The sequence below is a fragment of the Sphingomonas sp. P3_C5 genome (genome assembly GCF_056402635.1).
The window spans coordinates 41,166-57,709 of the sequence record NZ_JBFUHA010000006.1 but is presented as its reverse complement, the minus strand read 5'-3'; the positions used below and the strand labels follow the sequence as shown (position 1 = coordinate 57,709).

Below are 16,544 nucleotides of genomic sequence, written 5' to 3'. Positions count from 1 at the left end.
GGCGTGATTGATCCGGCGCGGACAGTGCTGGTGACCGGCGCGGTGCGGCGGATCGGCGCGGTCATCGTGCGGCATCTCGCCGGCCGGGGCTGGCGGGTCGCGATCCACCATCACCATTCGCCTGACGACGCCGAGGCGCTGGCGGYCGAGCTTGATGGGGCATGTGTCGTAACGGGCGATCTTGCCTGCGCCGAAACGGCGCCGCGCCTCGTCGCCAGCGTGCGCGACGCATTCGGGGCGCCGCTGATGGCGCTCGTCAACAACGCCTCGCTGTTCAGCTATGACCGGCCGCCAATCGCAGGGGCGGCGGCATTGCGGGATCATATGGCGGTCAATCTCGACGCGCCGGTGCTGCTTGCGTCGGCGCTCGCCGCGCAGGACGATCTGGCGACGGGCGCCGTGGTGAATATCCTCGACCAGAAAATCGCCAATCTGAACCCGGATTTCTTCTCCTATAGCTGCGGCAAGATCGCGCTGGCCGGGGCGACCGCGATGCTCGCCCAGGCACTGGGCCCGCGCGTCCGCGTCAACGCGGTGTCACCCGGGCTTTCGCTGCCGAGCCTCGACCAGAGCGAGGCCGAGTTCCGCGCGGTCGCCAGCGAAAATCTGTTGCGGCGTCCGGTGGAGGTGAGCGCGATTGCCGAAGCGGTCGATTTCCTGCTGTCGGCGCGCGGCATTCATGGGCAGAACATCTTCGTGGACAATGGCCAGCATTTCCTGCCGCGCGACAGCGACGTGATGTTCGAGACGCGTAAGGCGGACAGGCGAGCGCATGGCTGAGGGAAGGCGCTTCACCACGATCCTCGAGGGGCTCGAGCTCGTCATGGGGCTGGGCATCCATGCCGAGGAACTGGCCGCGCCGCAGCGGGTGATCGTGAATGTCCGGATGGAGATCGAATATCCGGTACCTCCTTCGGAGGATCGGATCGAGGCAGTGCTGGACTATGACTTCCTGCGCGAGGACATCCGCGCGCTGGCGGCCACGCGGCATTTTCATCTGCAGGAGACTTTGTGYGAAGCGATCGCGGCGCTGTGCCTCGCCGATGCGCGGGTCGCGCGGGTGACGGTGCGATCGATGAAGCCTGATATCTATCCCGATGCGGCGGTCGGCTGCGAGATTGTGCGGGGTCGGGCCGCAGGCTGAGGGAGCGGATGCACAACAGTGGCCGTGTGAGCCGGGTCTCGCTATGGCGAAACGATGCTCCGCATCACTGAACTGAAACTGCCGCTGAACCATGCGGATGAAGCGCTGGCGGCCGCGATCCGCACCCGGCTTCGCATCACGCCGCGGGACCTGATCCGCTATACAATCGCCCGGCGCGCGCACGACGCGCGCGACAAGATGGATATCCAACTCGTCTATTCAGTCGACGTGACGCTTCGCGACGAGAATGCGATCCTCGCCCGCTTCAAGAAGGACCGGCACGTCCAGCGCACGCCGGATACCGGCTATCGCTTCCCGGTGCGGGCGCCGGCCGGCTGGAGCGGGCGGCGTCCTGTCGTGATCGGGGCCGGGCCGTGCGGTCTCTTCGCGGGGCTGATCCTCGCGCAGATGGGCTTCCGCCCGATCATCCTCGATCGCGGCAAGGAGGTGAAGCAACGCACCAAGGACACCTGGGGCCTCTGGCGCAAGAGCGTGCTGAACCCGGAATCCAATGTCCAGTTCGGCGAGGGGGGTGCGGGCACCTTTTCCGACGGCAAGCTCTACAGCCGGATCAAGGATCCACGGCATCTCGATCGCAAGGTGCTCATCGAATTCGTCAAGGCAGGCGCCCCGCCGGAGATATTGACCGAGGCGCATCCGCATATCGGCACCTTCAGGCTGGTGGCGATGGTGCAGAGCATGCGCGAGACGATCGAAGGGCTCGGCGGCGAATATCGGTTCGAGCACCGGGTCGACGGGATCGATATCGCTGAGGACGGCGAAGGGGTTCGCCGCGTACGCGGATTGCGTCTCCACACCGGCGACTATCTCGAAGCGGAGCAGGTCGTGCTCGCGGTCGGTCACAGCGCGCGCGACACGTTCCAAATGCTCCATGCCGAGGGCGTGCATGTCGAGGCCAAGCCCTTCTCGATCGGCGTGCGGATCGAGCATCCGCAAAGCTGGATCGACGATGCGCGCTTCGGCCATTCGGCGGGCAACCCGATCCTCGGTGCTGCCGATTACAGCCTGTCGCATCACTGCAAGAACGGGCGCACCGTTTATAGCTTCTGCATGTGCCCGGGCGGCACCGTGGTTGCCGCCACCTCGGAAGAGGGGCGGGTCGCGACCAACGGGATGAGCCAATATTCGCGCAACGAGCGCAATGCGAACTCAGGCATCGTCGTCGGCATCGATCCGGCCCGCGACTATCCGGGCGACCCGCTGGCCGGGATCGCGCTGCAACGTCACTGGGAATCGCGCGCGTTCATCGCGGGTGGGTCGAACTACAAGGCCCCAGCCCAGACGCTAGGGGACTTCCTTGCCGGCCGTCCGTCGACCAAATTGGGCAGCGTCGTTCCGTCCTATCTGCCGGGCGTGCATCCGACAGATCTGGCTGAATGCCTGCCTGAGTTTGCGGTGACCGCGATGCGCGAGGCGCTGGTCGCGTTCGCTCGCGAGATTCCTGGCTATGACCATTCCGATGCAGTGCTGACCGGGGTCGAGACACGGACATCCTCGCCGGTCAGGATTACCCGAGGTGCGGATTTCCAGAGCCTCAACACCATCGGCTTGTTTCCCGCTGGCGAAGGCGCCGGCTATGCCGGCGGCATCCTCTCAGCAGCGGTTGACGGGATCAAGGTCGCCGAGGCACTGGCGTCGCACCTTCTCTAAAATTTACACGTATTTATGGATAGTTAGAAGACTATGTACAATGTTCTGTACATATCGAAAACTGTCAGGACCCGCATGACATTCCCAACACCACCCGCAGGCCCTGCTGCGTGCCGTCGACCTTCAGGCTCAGTGATTCGGCGCAATCGCGCGCAGCGTGAAGCCGGTGATCTTGGTGGTATAGTGGCACTCGAATGAGCGTCGTTGCTTGCCGTCGTCCACCGTACCCCAGACGATAATCCTGCTCGGGCTGTGCTGCTCGACATCGATGAGGTGCACCCTGCCATATTGCGCTGCACGGGTGCTGCATTCGGTCGCGGCCGCGGGTTGCGCCTGTTCGTTGGGCTTCGGCTTTCCCGCCACGGCCTGGCCCGCCATGCCGGCGGCACTGACGGCGAGGCTGGCGACGCACCCGCCAAGCGCCAATGCGCTACCGGCCAGCAGTATGGAGACCAATATACGCGTCATCCGGGTCGAGCCCCCATTGCCCGCAGCATCAGCGCTACATCCCGCAGCCTATGATGACACTTCGCCGCGCGCAATGGTGGGTTGGAGACAGGCTAAACCGCGTTGGCGGCGCTGAGCACCGCCCTGACCGACGCGGTGGCAATGTCCGCATCGATGCCGACGCCAAAGACGGTGCGTCCGTCCGAGGTCCGGCATTCGACATAGGCCGCCGCCTGCGCGTCGGCACCATGGCCGATCGCGTGCTCGCTATAGTCGACCACGTCGAGCTGCGGGCCAGTCGTATCCGCAAGTGCGGCAATCACGCCCGAGATCAGGCCGTTGCCGCGCCCGCTGATCGAGCGCTCTTCGCCGCCGATCGAGACCCTGCCGACGAACAGCCGGTCGCCGCTCGAGCCAGTCTCATGATAGTCGAGCAGCGCGAAGCGGTCGCCGTCCTTGCGGAGATAGGTCGCCTCGAACTTGCCCCAGATATCCTCGGCATTCAGCTCACGGCTGGTCTCGTCGGCGAGTGCCTGGACGTGGCGGCTGAAATCGGCCTGGAGCCGCTTGGGTAGTTTAAGGCCCTTGTCCTGCTCGATCACCCAGGCCACGCCGCCCTTGCCGCTTTGCGAATTGACCCGGATCACCGCCTCATAGCTGCGGCCGAGATCGGCGGGGTCGATCGGGAGATAGGGCACTTCCCAATATTCGTCGTTGCGCTCCGCCTGGGCAGTGAAGCCCTTCTTGATCGCATCCTGATGGCTGCCCGAGAAAGCCGTGAAGACCAGTTCGCCGGCATAGGGGTGGCGCGGATGGACCGGCAGCTGGTTGCAATAGGTGACCGTGTTGATGATCTGATCGATGTCCGAGAAATCGAGCTTTGGATCAGTCCCTTGCGTGTACATGTTGAGCGCGACCGTCACGAGGTCGCAATTGCCGGTCCGCTCGCCATTGCCCAGCAGGCAACCCTCGAGCCGGTCAGCGCCAGCCATCAGGCCGAGCTCGGCCGCAGCAACGCCGGTGCCACGGTCGTTGTGCGGATGCAGGCTGATCACCACACTGTCGCGATTGCGGATATGCTTGCCGAACCATTCGATCTGGTCGGCATAGATGTTGGGCGTAGCCGCCTCGACGGTCGCGGGCAGGTTGAGGATCAGCGGGTGATCGGGGGTGGGCCGCAGCACCTCCATCACCGCCTCACAGACCTCGACCGAGAAATCGAGCTCTGCGGTCGAGAAGGTCTCGGGGCTGTATTCGAAATGCCAGTCAGTGTCCGGCTGAGCGGCAGCCTGATCGCGCAGGATCATCGCGCCATCGACTGCGATCTGGCGGATCTCGGCGCGGCTCATCCCGAACACGATCTTGCGCCAGGCCGGGCTCACCGCATTGTAGAGATGGACGATGGCTTTGGGCGCGCCCCGCAGCGAGGCGAAGCTGGTCTCGATCAGGTCGCGGCGGGACTGGGTGAGGACCTGGATCGTCACATCGTCCGGCACTCGGCCCGACGTCACGAGGCCGGAGATGAAGTCGAACTCGGTCGCGCCGGCGGCGGGGAAGCCGACCTCGATCTCCTTGATGCCGACCTTGCAGATCAGGTCGAAGAAGCGGGTCTTCTTCTCGCCGTCCATTGGATCGATCAGCGCCTGGTTGCCGTCGCGCAGATCCGTCGAGAGCCAGCGCGGCGGGCGCGTGATGGTTCGCGACGGCCATTGTCGGTCGGGCAAATCGACCTGGGGGAAGGGGCGGTATTTAACGGAAGGGTCACGCAGCATGTTTCGTCTCGCGGCTCGCGGGGTCTCTGGGTCGGATTGGCCCTTAGGCGGGTCGCGCGCGCCGGAGGCACGCGTCGGAAGTCGCGCCTAAGGGCGCGTAAGTCGAAGCAGCGAAAGGCAGAGAGCCTGCGTCATGAAGTGCCCGATACCGCCTTAGCGCTGGTCATGTCCAGCCCGTCCGTCGAATAGCCGGTCGAGCCGGCTTTCCGGCAGGAACCAGAAGACCGCGACCAGCGCTGCGCAGGCGATGCCGAGCCAGGGCGAGAGGAAGGTGAGGGGGACGCCGGCGAGATAGACAAGGCTCGCGAATCCGCCCTTGCGACTGGTCTGGCGGTGATAGGCGACCGAGGCCCTGCCCTGTCTGCCGGTGCGACGAATGGTCGACTGGAGCCACATATAGGCGATCGAGGGCAGCAGCATCGTCGCGAGATAGACCAGGGTGGCGTCGCGGTTGAAATGATGCTCGCCAAGATAGGATGTCGAGAAGGGGACCAGCGAGAGCGCGAACAGCAACGCCATGTTTGACCAGATCAGGCCATTGGTGACCTGCGTCGCATGGCTGAACAGCCGGTGATGGTTGACCCAATAGACCGCGACATAGGCGTAGCTCAGCGCATAGGCGAAGAAGACCGGCCAGAGAGTCCAGAGCTTGTCCATCCCCTCGGAAACGGGGGGATGGAGCTCGAGCACCATGATGGTGACGATGATCGCGATCACCCCGTCCGAAAAGGCCTCGACACGGCCGACACCGGGCCTGCCTTCGTTCTCGGACGGAGTGGAATCGCTCATTCAGGCTGATTTCCGGCCCGTTATTTCTGGTTGAAGCCGGCGTTGATGGTGAGCTCGACCTTGTCCGACACCATCGGCACGCCATAACCGACATGGAAGTCGCTGCGGTTGATCGTCGCGGTCGCGGCAAAGCCCACACTCGGCTTTTTCGCACCCATGGGAGCGTTGCCGGCGCCCACGAAGCGGGCTTTCAGAACGATTGGCTTGGTCACGTCCTTGAGGGTGAGATTGCCTTCGATCGTGGCGGTTTCGCCCGTCACCGTCACCTTGGTCGAAACGAACTTGCCGGTAGGATATTTCGCCGCGTCGAAAAAGTCCGGGCTTTTCAGGTGGGTGTTCAGGGCGGCCACCGTCGTGGAGACCTGATCGATCGGGAAGCTGACCTCGACCTTGCTGTTCGCGGCATTGGCCGGATCCAGCGTCAGGGTGCCGGTCGGCTGCGTGAACTGGCCGGTATATTCAGTGAAGCCGAGATGGTTGACCGTGAAGAGAACCTGGGTGTGGCCGGTATCGACATCATAGGTGCCGGCGACGACGCGGCTGGCGTCGTGCGCACCGGGAGGAGTGGTTGGCATTTGCGCGAGCAAAGGCGCAGCGGCGAGGGCGAGGGCGGTGGCGAGCACAAGGCGCATCGAATCGTCTCCTGTTGGGGCGACGACGATGTGCGCCAGGGCGGGGACTTGCGTCAAACGCCTAAATTGCAACGGATAGTTTCCATTCCTCCCCGGCACGGGGAGGGCGTTTAGGCTTTGGCCTGCCCCCGGCAGGCCAAGATCATGTCCGGGGGACATGATCTCGCCTAAACGCGCCCGCTTCTTCAGCGGGTGGTGGAGGGGCTGGCTTGGCGGGACCGTGCCGCGCTCCAAGCCCCTCCACCAGCTGCGCTGGTCCCCCTCCCCGTTCCGGGGAGGAATGAAGTCGTTAGTTCTTGTCTTTGTCGACCAGCTTGTTGGCGCCGATCCACGGCATCATCGCGCGCAGCTCGCTGCCGATCTTCTCGATCGGATGGGCGGCCGCTGCCTTGCGGGCTGCCTTGAGCTCGGGCTGACCGGCGCGGTTGTCGAGGACGAAGTTCTTCACGAACCGCCCGCCCTGGATGTCGGCGAGGACGCGCTTCATCTCGGCCTTGGTCTCGCTGGTGATGATCCGCGGGCCAGTGGTGATGTCACCATATTCAGCGGTGTTCGAGATCGAATAGCGCATATTGGCGATGCCGCCCTCATACATGAGGTCGACGATCAGCTTCACCTCGTGGAGGCATTCGAAATAGGCCATTTCAGGCGCATAGCCCGCCTCGGTCAGCGTTTCGAAGCCGGCCTGGATCAGGTGGGTGAGGCCGCCGCACAGCACTGCCTGCTCGCCGAACAGGTCGGTCTCGCACTCCTCGCGGAAATTGGTCTCGATGATGCCCGAACGGCCACCGCCGACGCCGCTCGCATAAGCGAGCGCGATGTCATGCGCGTTGCCGCTCACATCCTTGTCGATCGCGATCAGGCAGGGGACGCCGCCGCCGCGGACATATTCGCTGCGGACGGTGTGGCCCGGGCCCTTGGGCGCGATCATGATCACGTCGAGATCGGCGCGCGGCTCGATCAGCCCGAAATGCACGTTGAGGCCGTGCGCAAAGGCGATTGCCGCGCCCTGCTTCAGGTTCGCGTGGAGATCATCGGCATAGATGGCCGCCTGATGCTCGTCGGGCGCGAGGATCATGGTGATGTCGGCCCAGGCGGCTGCCTCGGCATTGGTCATCACCTTGAAGCCGGCGCCTTCGGCCTTCTTCGCGGTGGCCGAGCCGGCACGGAGCGCAATCGCGATCTCCTTGACGCCCGAATCACGGAGGTTCTGGGCATGGGCATGGCCCTGGCTGCCATAGCCGACGATCGCGATCTTCTTGTTCGTGATCAGGTTCAGATCGGCATCGCGATCATAATAGACACGCATTGATAGTAGCTCCCTGGTTCAAAAATCTGCCGTCATGCCGGGCTAGTCCCGGCATCCATCGTGCAACCAGCGATGGCTTCGCTCGTGGATGGATTGACCCCGGAACAGGTCCGGGGTGACGAAACATTGGCGTTAAGCGGCGTTCTTCCCCCGCGCGATGGCGACGATGCCGGTGCGGGCGACCTCGATCAGGCCGACCTCGCGCATCAGCGAGATGAAGGTATCGATCTTCTCGCGCCCGCCGGTCACTTCGAAGACGAAGCTGGTGGTAGTCGCGTCGACCACGCGAGCGCGGTAGACATCGGCCAGCCGCAGCGCCTCGATGCGATGATCGCCGGTGCCGGCGACCTTCAGCAGCGCAAGCTCACGCTCGACATGTGGGCCGAGCGCGGTGAGATCAGTCACCGAATGCACCGGGATCAGGCGGTCGAGCTGGGCCAGCATCTGCTCCATGACATGGGCGGATGCCGAGGTGACGATCGTGATCCGGCTCACCGCCTTGTCGGCGGTGACGTCCGACACCGTCAAACTCTCGATATTGTAGCCGCGCGCGGTGAACAGGCCGGCGATCCGGGCGAGGATGCCCGGCTCGTTATCGACCATCACGGCAAGCGTGTGCCGCTGGACGGTTTCTTCCTTGATATGCATCACACCAGTGCCTTGGCTTCGTCGTCCATCTCGCCCGAGACTTCGGTCGCCTGGAGGATCATGTCGGTATGGGCAGCGCCCGAGGGGATCATCGGGAAGCAGTTGGCGAGCTTCGCCACCATGCAATCCACCAGCACCGGCCCGTCATGAGCAAGCATCGCGGCGATACCGTCGTCAAGCTGGTCCGGCCCCTCGATGCGGATGCCCTTCCAGCCATAGGCTTCGGCCAGTTTGACGAAATCGGGCAGCGAATCGCTGTAGCTCTCGGCGTAGCGGCTGGCATAGGTCAGCTCCTGCCACTGCCGAACCATCCCCATATACTGGTTGTTGAGGATGAAGACCTTGACCGGCAGCCGGTATTGCGTGGCGGTGCCGAGCTCCTGGATGTTCATCTGGATCGAGGCTTCGCCGGCAATATCGATCACCAGCGACTTGGGGTTGCCGAGCTGCGCGCCGATCGCGGCGGGCAGGCCATAGCCCATCGTGCCGAGCCCGCCCGAGGTTAGCCATTTATTGGGCGCCTCGAAATCGAAGTGCTGCGCGGCCCACATCTGATGCTGGCCGACCTCGGTGGTGATGACCGGCGACTTCTTGTGCGTCGCCTCCCACAGAGCGCGGATCGCGCGCTGCGGCATGATCTCGTTCGCATTGTCGGGGAAATCGAGGCTCTTGACCGCGCGCCAGCCATCGATCCGACGCCACCATTCAGCGAGATCGGGCTTGGGATGACGCCGCGATTTATAGACGCGGACCATGTCCTCGAGCGCGTTGCCGACATCGGCGATGATCGGCAGATCGACCCGCACATTCTTGTTTATCGACGAGCGGTCGATATCGATATGAACCTTGCGGCTGTTCGGGCTGAACGCATCGAGCCGGCCCGTAACGCGATCGTCGAACCGCGAGCCGAGCGCGATGATCAGGTCGGCCTGGTTCATCGCGTAATTGGCTTCATATGTGCCGTGCATGCCGAGCATGCCGAGCCATTGCGGCGACGAGGCGGGGAAGGCGCCGAGACCCATCAGCGTAGAGGTCACCGGCGCTCCGGAGATGCGGGCGAGTTCACGCAGCAGCTGGCTCGCCGCAGGGCCGGCATTGATGATGCCGCCGCCGGTATAGAGGATCGGGCGCTCGGCGGCCGCGAGCATATCGACTGCCTGCTCGATCAGCGACTGATCGGCCTTCACCTGCGGGCGATAGGTCTTGTGCCGGATCGGACCCGGCTTGGTGTAGCGCGCGCTCGCGACCTGGACGTCCTTGGGGATGTCGACCACGACCGGACCTGGGCGGCCGGAGGTCGCGATATGGAACGCCTCATGGATGATATCGCCGAGCCGGGCGGGATCCTTCACCAGATAATTATGCTTTGAGCAGTGGCGCGTGATGCCGACGGTGTCGGCTTCCTGGAACGCGTCAGTGCCGATCAGCGCGGTCGGGACCTGGCCGGTGATGACGACCATCGGGATCGAATCCATTAGCGCGTCGGTGATGCCGGTGACGGCATTGGTCGCGCCTGGCCCCGAGGTGACGAGCACGACGCCGGGCTTGCCGGTCGAGCGGGCATAGCCCTCGGCGGCATGAGTCGCTGCCTGTTCGTGGCGCACCAGGATGTGCTTGATCCGCCCGGAGCGGAACAGAGCATCATAAATGGGGAGTACCGCGCCGCCCGGATAGCCGAACACGATCTCCACGCCGAGATCGCACAGCGCCTCGACCAGGATATCGGCTCCGCTTTTCTCCGTCATCGCTCAGTCCTTCTTTTTCTGCGGCGCAACATTACAACAGGAAATGCGCCGTTAGTGATCGAAAATTTGTCCGTCAAGTCTCGTAACGGAATCTAGTTACAAATTCCTGTAGCAACGCGCATGTTTCTGTCGTGCCGCTGCGGTGCCACATAGCGGGAGGTTGGTTCCGAAACCACGTAAATTGTCGCTTGGCATATTGGCGGGTCGCCAATTGCGCGGCGCTAAGGGCGTGGTCGAGGGTTGAGGTGCCTGCGAGAACCGCGCCAAGCTCGGGCACGCCGATCGCCATGCGGACCGGCGCGGCCGGCAGAATGTCGGTGCGAGAGAGGACCGCGCGTGCCTCTTCGATGGCACTGCCGGCGAACATCGCTTCGAGACGCGCGTCGCAGCGTGCGAGCAGCCAGTCACGATCCGGCAGCAGGACCATGGCCGTGAGGTCGATGTCGGAGCCGATCCCGCCGACTTTCGCCTTTTGCCAGTCAGCGATTGGGCGGCCAGTCGAGCGTATCACCTCCAGCGCACGGGCGACGCGGGTGGTGTCGGCGGGCGCCAGCCGGGCTGCGGCGGGTGGATCGAGCGTGCTCAGTTCGGCATGCGCTTCAGCAACTGGCATTGCGCGTACCGCTTCACGGATGGACGGATCGATTGGCGGAACCGGAGCGATGCCGTCTAACAGGGTGCGCAGATAGAGACCGGTGCCGCCGACCAGTACCGGCAACAGGCCGGCTTCATGAGTCCGAACGATCTCCGCCTTTGCTTCTGCGGCCCAGCGCGCTGCGGAATAAATGTCGGCGCCATCGACATGGCCAAACAGCCGGTGCGGTACGCGGGCTTCGTCCGCAGGGCTTGGCCGGGCTGATAATATGCGCAGATCGGCATAGACCTGGGCTGAATCGGCGTTGATCACGACGCCGAGATGTTTCTCGGCGATCGCCATCGCGAGTGCGGACTTGCCGCTAGCGGTCGGCCCTGTAATGAGCGCCACCTTCTGCCGGGGAGAGTCCATGTTCATCGCAACGCTGATAGCAGCCGGAAACCTGAGCGGGGGCGATATTTCGGCCGCGCGGGATCGGCTCGACCAGGCGGGGTGCCTGCCGGCGGCCCATGCCTGGATCGACGAGGGGTTCGCGGCTGATGTCGATTTCGGTTTGAACCCCGAGGCGGCGCGCGCGGCGCTGGACGGCGCCTTTCCCGGTATCGATATCGTCGTGCAGCCTGTGGAGAGCCGGGCGAAGCGGTTGCTCGTCGCCGACATGGATTCGACGATGATCACCGTCGAGTGCATTGACGAGCTCGCCGATTATGCCGGGATCAAGCCGCAGATCGCCGCTGTCACCGAGGCTGCCATGCGCGGCGAGCTTGATTTCGAGGCGGCGCTGGATGCGCGCGTTGCACTGCTCAAGGGGCTCGACGAGGCTGTGATCGAACGCTGCCTCGCCGAGCGGGTTGTGATCATGGCGGGTGCGGTGGCGCTGGTGCGGACGATGAAGGCGCGCGGTGCGCAGACGATTCTCGTCTCGGGCGGCTTTACCCGATTCGCTGAGCCGGTGGCGCGGATGATCGGGTTCGACCGGGCGATCGCTAACCGGCTCGATATCGCGGGCGGCAAGCTGACGGGAACGGTCGCGAAGCCGATCGTCGGGTCGGATACCAAGTTGCAGACGTTGCTCAGCGCGGCGGCCGAGTTCGATCTGCCGCTCGAGACGACGCTCGCCGTGGGCGACGGGGCCAATGACCTGGCGATGATTCGGCAGGCCGGGCTTGGGGTGGCCTATCACGCCAAGCCGATTGTGGCGGCAGCAGCAGGGGCGCGGATCGACAATGGCGATCTGACGTCACTGCTTTACGCGCAAGGAATAAGCGCGAAAGAGTGGGTGAGGGGCTAGCTCGCGGCGTTCTTAAGGAGCCACCGGGACGCAGGGTGTACCGGTCGGCTTCACCGACGCGCAGATGCGCCCGGCCTCAGCGGTTGACGCCAGCGGGCCGGCCTGGAGCTTGGTCAAGGCGCCGGCGCGCAGGAAATAGGGCTCGAGCCCGCCCAGCGCGCTCACCTGGCTATGAAGCTTCGCCCATAGAGCGCGCGCATTGCCCTCATCGCGGAAGGCGCCGAACTGGACTCGCCAGCGCCCGGCGGCGGGCTGCGACACGCGGGTAGGGGCGGGCGGCACCCGGGTCGGCACCTGCGCTACCGGTGGGGCCGGCTCGGGGCGGACGGGACGGGCGGCTATGACGGGTTTGGGCTTCTCGGGCCGGGGCGCATCGACGCCGGGCTGCGCGCCGCCATTCTGGTCATAGGACGACGGAGGCAGGTCAGTGCCGCGCATCCAGTTCTGGGTGCCTTGGCCGGCGATCTCGGGGGGCAATTGCGGGCGCTGCGCTTCGGCTTCATATTGCCGGGCGAGGATTAGACCCTTTTGACGGTCGTCGGCCGGGATATATTGATCCATCTGCGCCTGCACCTCGGACGCACGGGGCGATCCCGAGGCGGCCGAGCGGACGATCAGGGCATAGGCGCGAGGCCAGTCCCGCATGACGCCATCGCCATTATAGAGCATCGTGCCGAGCACCAGCTGCGCGCGGGGTTCGCCGCGCGCGACCGCCTTGTTGAGCCAGGGCAGGGCCTCCTCGCGTTTACCATTCTGGAACAGGATCAGGCCGTAATTCGCCTCGGCCTCGAACTGCCCCTGGAGCGCTGCCTTGCGGTACCAGCTCTCCGCCATCGCCATGTCGACGGGCACGCCGCGGCCGAGCTTATAGGCCTGGCCGAGATTGAACTGCGCATCGGCATCCCCGGCGATCGCGGCAGGGCGCCATTCCTCGACTGCCTTGCGATAGTCGCCGCGGCTCCAGGCATCGACGCCCGCCTTCACATCGGCAAATGCAGGCGTGAGCGCGGGCACCGATACCGCGATGAACAAGCCGGCAAGGCCAAGAGCCGCCGGCCGAAACGCTTTGCGCATAGATTCGTCCTATTCCCCGCCACCAACCTTAGCAGATAATCACCACTATAACGGGTTTGGCAAAGATTTCGTTAGGTGTCTTGCGCCCTTGTGCTGACGGACCGACGCCATGAAACAGGGTAAATAGGCGCAGTCCGTGAAAGTTTGACGTCGTTAACCGCTTCTTGACGTCTCCCGTGGCATCTCAGCCTCTCTGACACGGGGAGTTTAAGAGGCACATGCGCGTTCTCGCGATGGCATCACAAAAAGGCGGATCGGGCAAGACTACCTTGTCCGGGCATCTCGCTGTACAGGCGCAGCTGGCCGGTGCTGGCCCTGTCGTCCTGATCGATATCGATCCGCAGGGATCATTGTCCGATTGGTGGAACGAAAGGCATAGCGAATATCCCGCTTTCGCCCAAACCACCGTCGCGCGGCTTGCCGCCGATCTCGAGATCCTGCGTCAGCAGGGTTTCAAGCTGGCAATGATCGACACGCCTCCCGCCATTACCATGGCGATCCAGAGCGTGATCGCGGTCGCCGAGCTGATCGTCATTCCGACCAGGCCTTCGCCGCACGATCTTCGCGCGGTCGGCGCCACCGTCGATTTGTGCGAGCGGGCCGGCAAGCCTTTGCTGTTCGTCGTTAACGGCGCAACGCCCAAGGCCAAGATCACCTCCGAAGCCGCGGTTGCGCTTTCGCAGCACGGTACGGTCGCACCAGTCACCATCCATCACCGCACGGACTTCGCTGCCTCGATGATCGACGGCCGCACCGTGATGGAAGTTGACGTCAATGGCCGCTCTTCGCAGGAGGTCCAGGCACTCTGGACCTACATCGCCGACCGGCTCGAGAAGAATTTCCGCCGCACCGTCTTTTCGGCACCCGGCGTGCAGCAGACCGGCTTTCCCGCACCGCGCCCCGCAATGGGTGGCTTCGGCCGCCGGGTGATGAGCTGAGCAATGACCGTGTTCGGACAGAAACCGCTGGCGTCGCTCTCGTCGACGCTGCTCGCCCGCAAGGGAACCGCCCGGCCGGCGATGCGCCCGCAGGGTTTCAGCGGCTTCGGTGCGCCTCCGGGGCCGCACGACGACCTCGGCTGGAACGACATGGGCCACACCGACGAAGAGTTGTCCGCGCAGGGCTTTACGCACCACCAGCAGCAGCCCTATCCCGAGCAGGCCTATCCGGCGGAACAGCCTTATCCGGCGCCCCCGACGGTGCCGCCGGTATTGCGCCAGCGCGAGGCGCTCCAGGAAGAATTCGAGTCGCCTGAGGCCTATGAGCCGCAGGTGCCCCGCGCCTACCAGCCCGAGCAGGACTATGAGGGCGAGGACGAGGACGAGGACGCCTACGAATACGGCGCCGAGGACGAGGACGAGGACGAGGAAGGCGAGGAGGAGTCCGGCGGCGCATATGCCGATCTCGGACGCGCAGCCAACCCGATCCGCCCCCCCCTCGATCCGATGCCGGTCGAAGCCATGCCGGCGCCGATGCCAATGCCGGCCCCCATGCCGATGCCGGTTCAGGCCGCACCAATGCCGGTTCAGGCCGCGCCGATTCCGGTCGAAGCCAGGCCTGCGCCAGTTGAGCCAAGGCCAGTATGGGTCGAGCCCACGCCCGCGCCCGTTGAGCCGATGCGCGCACCCGTCGAGGCACGGATTGAGCCAAGGCCGGTTTCGATCGCGACCGCCAAGCGGATCGCAAAAGAAGCGCACGCCAAGGGCAACAAGGCTGCCTTTACGCTGCGGCTCGACCAGGATCGTCACCTGCGCCTTCGCCTCGCGAGCGCGCTCCATAATGTCTCCGCTCAGGTCCTTGTGACCGCAGCGCTTGACCATTTTCTGCAATCCCTCCCCGAGGTGGATGAACTGGCGCGCCAGTTGCCACCCCAGGGCGGACGTTGACGTGAACAGGGGAATACCGATGAAAACCCGGGCCGCTATCACTCTTGGGCTTTCCGCCATCGCGCTCGCCGGCACCCTCGCGGGGGCTGCGACTCAGATCAGCGGCATGGCTTTCGCCAGCGCTCGCGACGAGTCGCGCGCTGAAAGGCAGGCTGCGTCCGAAGCCGGCAAGGCACAAAAGGCACTCGCCAAAGGCCAGATCTCGGTTGCAGTCATGCATGCCGAGGCCGCGGTCGGGCTTCGTCCACAGGTCGCTTCGTTCCGCGTCCTGCTCGGTACCGCCTATCTCAAGGCCGGCCGCTTCGACTCGGCACGCCAGTCCTATGCCGATGCGGTCGCGCTCGAGCCGGGCAACGGCAAGGCGGCGCTCAATCTCGCGCTCACCCAGATCGGGACCGGTGATTGGGGTGCCGCGCGCCGGACGCTCGATGCCCATACCGACACCATCTCGGCGAGCGATCGCGGACTGGCGATGGCGCTGGCGGGCGACCCCAATGGCGCGATCGAACTGCTGAGCGCTGCGGTGCGCAGCCCCGATGCAGACGCCAAGACCCGGCAGAATCTCGCGCTCAGCCTCGCGCTGGCCGGACGCTGGCAGGAAGCCAAGACGATGGTTGCGGTCGATGTGGCCCCGCAAGAGGTCGATCAGCGGATCATGCAATGGGCCGAGTTCGCACGGCCGAAATCAGCCTATGACCAGGTCGCCAGCCTGCTCGGCGTGACGCCGGTGCTCGATGCCGGCCAGCCGGCCGCGCTCGCGCTCAACGGCAACGGCCCCGCAATGGCAGTGCAGACTGTCGAGCCGGTCGCACCGACTGCATCCGAAAATACGGCTGTTGCCACCATGGATGCGGCCGCGCCCGCTCCGGTGCCTGAGGCAAGCGTCGCTGCGGCACCAGTAGAGATCGCATCGGTCGCCACTCCGGCACCTGCCTTCTCGAGCGTCGTCTTCGGGCCACGCCAGGAAGTCGTGCAGCGCCTGCCCGTCACCATGGCGACCAAGACTCGCATGGCCGCAACGGTCGGCACGACGACGCGGATGCATATGATCGCCCAGCCGGTATCGGCACGTCCCGCTGCCAAGGGCAATTATGTCGTGCAGCTCGGCGCTTATGAGAGCGCGGGCGTGGCCAAGGATGCCTGGGGCCGCGCGACACGCCGCGACGCCAGCTTCACCGCGCATACGCCCTCGGGCATGAACTTCTCGTCGCAAGGCGGTAAATTCTACCGGCTTTCAGTGGGTAACCTCGCTCGCGCCGACGCAGTTGCGCTGTGCAGCAGCTTCAAGGCGAAGGGCGGCACCTGTTTCGTCCGCCTCGCCGCCGGCGATCAGGTCGCGGACTGGGTTCGCCCCGCCGGCCAGCTCGCTTCGCGCTGATCGATCAGGGGCGAGTCTCGCCCTGAGCTTTTCGAAAGCCTTCTCTTCCCGCCGCAGCTAGCGGGAGAGGGGCTTCGAACAGTCGGCCCCTGATCTGCGGCGAACGGGCGAGGGGCAACCGCCATCGCCATGTAAATCCGATTCGCTCTAAAGGCCGTGGGAT

16 protein-coding genes are annotated in these 16,544 nt (G+C 64.8%); 7 read left to right on the top strand and 9 right to left on the bottom strand.

All coding sequences use genetic code 11. The features are described 5' to 3' along the window. Positions 1 to 6 precede the first annotated feature (6 nt). From AC1DVS_RS15795 to AC1DVS_RS15785, 3 genes are read left to right on the top strand one after another with little or no spacing between them, the layout of a single operon-like run. Positions 7 to 780, top strand: a complete 774-nt coding sequence (locus tag AC1DVS_RS15795; protein WP_478025073.1) for an SDR family oxidoreductase — start codon at positions 7 to 9, stop codon at positions 778 to 780. Beyond that, positions 773 to 1,144 carry a dihydroneopterin aldolase gene (locus AC1DVS_RS15790; protein ID WP_478024562.1) on the top strand — a complete coding sequence of 124 codons (372 nt, stop codon included), beginning with the start codon at positions 773 to 775 and terminating at the stop codon, positions 1,142 to 1,144. Before AC1DVS_RS15795 ends, AC1DVS_RS15790 begins: the two co-directional genes overlap by 8 nt. 54 nt (positions 1,145 to 1,198) lie before the next feature. Next, entirely contained in the window at positions 1,199 to 2,815 is a 1,617-nt protein-coding gene (locus AC1DVS_RS15785) for an NAD(P)/FAD-dependent oxidoreductase (RefSeq protein ID WP_478024560.1), read from the top strand. A 129-nt stretch (positions 2,816 to 2,944) separates the two neighbouring features. Here AC1DVS_RS15785 and AC1DVS_RS15780 read toward each other — a convergent pair whose 3' ends face one another. From AC1DVS_RS15780 to miaA, 8 genes are all read right to left on the bottom strand, one after another. After that, the gene (locus tag AC1DVS_RS15780; protein ID WP_478024559.1) at positions 2,945 to 3,283 is read right to left on the bottom strand and encodes a hypothetical protein; all 339 of its coding nucleotides are present in this window, start codon (positions 3,281 to 3,283) and stop codon (positions 2,945 to 2,947) included. Between the two features lie 92 nt (positions 3,284 to 3,375). Next, complete coding sequence (leuA, locus tag AC1DVS_RS15775) at positions 3,376 to 5,034, bottom strand: 2-isopropylmalate synthase (RefSeq protein ID WP_478024558.1); 1,659 nt, start codon at positions 5,032 to 5,034, stop codon at positions 3,376 to 3,378. Between the two features lie 153 nt (positions 5,035 to 5,187). Next, the gene (locus AC1DVS_RS15770) at positions 5,188 to 5,823 is read right to left on the bottom strand and encodes a TMEM175 family protein (protein ID WP_478024556.1); all 636 of its coding nucleotides are present in this window, start codon (positions 5,821 to 5,823) and stop codon (positions 5,188 to 5,190) included. 20 nt (positions 5,824 to 5,843) lie between these two features. Continuing rightward, positions 5,844 to 6,455 (bottom strand): YceI family protein, encoded by a 612-nt coding sequence (locus tag AC1DVS_RS15765; protein WP_478024554.1) that lies wholly within the window; start codon positions 6,453 to 6,455, stop codon positions 5,844 to 5,846. 289 nt (positions 6,456 to 6,744) lie between these two features. After that, a complete protein-coding gene (ilvC, locus tag AC1DVS_RS15760; protein WP_478024552.1) occupies positions 6,745 to 7,764 on the bottom strand; it encodes a ketol-acid reductoisomerase in 1,020 nt (339 codons plus the stop codon). 132 nt (positions 7,765 to 7,896) lie between these two features. After that, complete coding sequence (gene ilvN / locus AC1DVS_RS15755; protein ID WP_478024550.1) at positions 7,897 to 8,412, bottom strand: acetolactate synthase small subunit; 516 nt, start codon at positions 8,410 to 8,412, stop codon at positions 7,897 to 7,899. After that, positions 8,412 to 10,157, bottom strand: a complete 1,746-nt coding sequence (locus AC1DVS_RS15750; protein WP_478024548.1) for an acetolactate synthase 3 large subunit — start codon at positions 10,155 to 10,157, stop codon at positions 8,412 to 8,414. The genes ilvN and AC1DVS_RS15750 overlap by 1 nt, the downstream gene beginning before the upstream one ends. Before the next feature lie 73 nt (positions 10,158 to 10,230). Then, positions 10,231 to 11,169 (bottom strand): tRNA (adenosine(37)-N6)-dimethylallyltransferase MiaA, encoded by a 939-nt coding sequence (gene miaA, locus AC1DVS_RS15745; RefSeq protein WP_478024546.1) that lies wholly within the window; start codon positions 11,167 to 11,169, stop codon positions 10,231 to 10,233. On the opposite strand from miaA, the gene serB reads away from it, so the two are divergent. Then, positions 11,162 to 12,043 carry a phosphoserine phosphatase SerB gene (gene serB, locus AC1DVS_RS15740; RefSeq protein WP_478024545.1) on the top strand — a complete coding sequence of 294 codons (882 nt, stop codon included), beginning with the start codon at positions 11,162 to 11,164 and terminating at the stop codon, positions 12,041 to 12,043. The genes miaA and serB overlap by 8 nt on opposite strands. Positions 12,044 to 12,055: 12 nt before the next feature. Here serB and AC1DVS_RS15735 read toward each other — a convergent pair whose 3' ends face one another. Further along, a complete protein-coding gene (locus AC1DVS_RS15735) occupies positions 12,056 to 13,117 on the bottom strand; it encodes an SPOR domain-containing protein (protein ID WP_478024544.1) in 1,062 nt (353 codons plus the stop codon). Between the two features lie 218 nt (positions 13,118 to 13,335). Here AC1DVS_RS15735 and AC1DVS_RS15730 point away from each other — a divergent pair, with 218 nt between their 5' ends. From AC1DVS_RS15730 to AC1DVS_RS15720, 3 genes are read left to right on the top strand one after another with little or no spacing between them, the layout of a single operon-like run. Next, positions 13,336 to 14,055 carry an AAA family ATPase gene (locus AC1DVS_RS15730; RefSeq protein WP_478024542.1) on the top strand — a complete coding sequence of 240 codons (720 nt, stop codon included), beginning with the start codon at positions 13,336 to 13,338 and terminating at the stop codon, positions 14,053 to 14,055. A 3-nt stretch (positions 14,056 to 14,058) separates the two neighbouring features. Beyond that, positions 14,059 to 15,003: a hypothetical protein gene (locus AC1DVS_RS15725; RefSeq protein WP_478024540.1), complete on the top strand. Its 945-nt coding sequence runs from the start codon at positions 14,059 to 14,061 to the stop codon at positions 15,001 to 15,003. A gap of 19 nt (positions 15,004 to 15,022) precedes the next feature. Further along, positions 15,023 to 16,381: an SPOR domain-containing protein gene (locus tag AC1DVS_RS15720; protein ID WP_478024538.1), complete on the top strand. Its 1,359-nt coding sequence runs from the start codon at positions 15,023 to 15,025 to the stop codon at positions 16,379 to 16,381. Positions 16,382 to 16,544 lie beyond the last annotated feature (163 nt).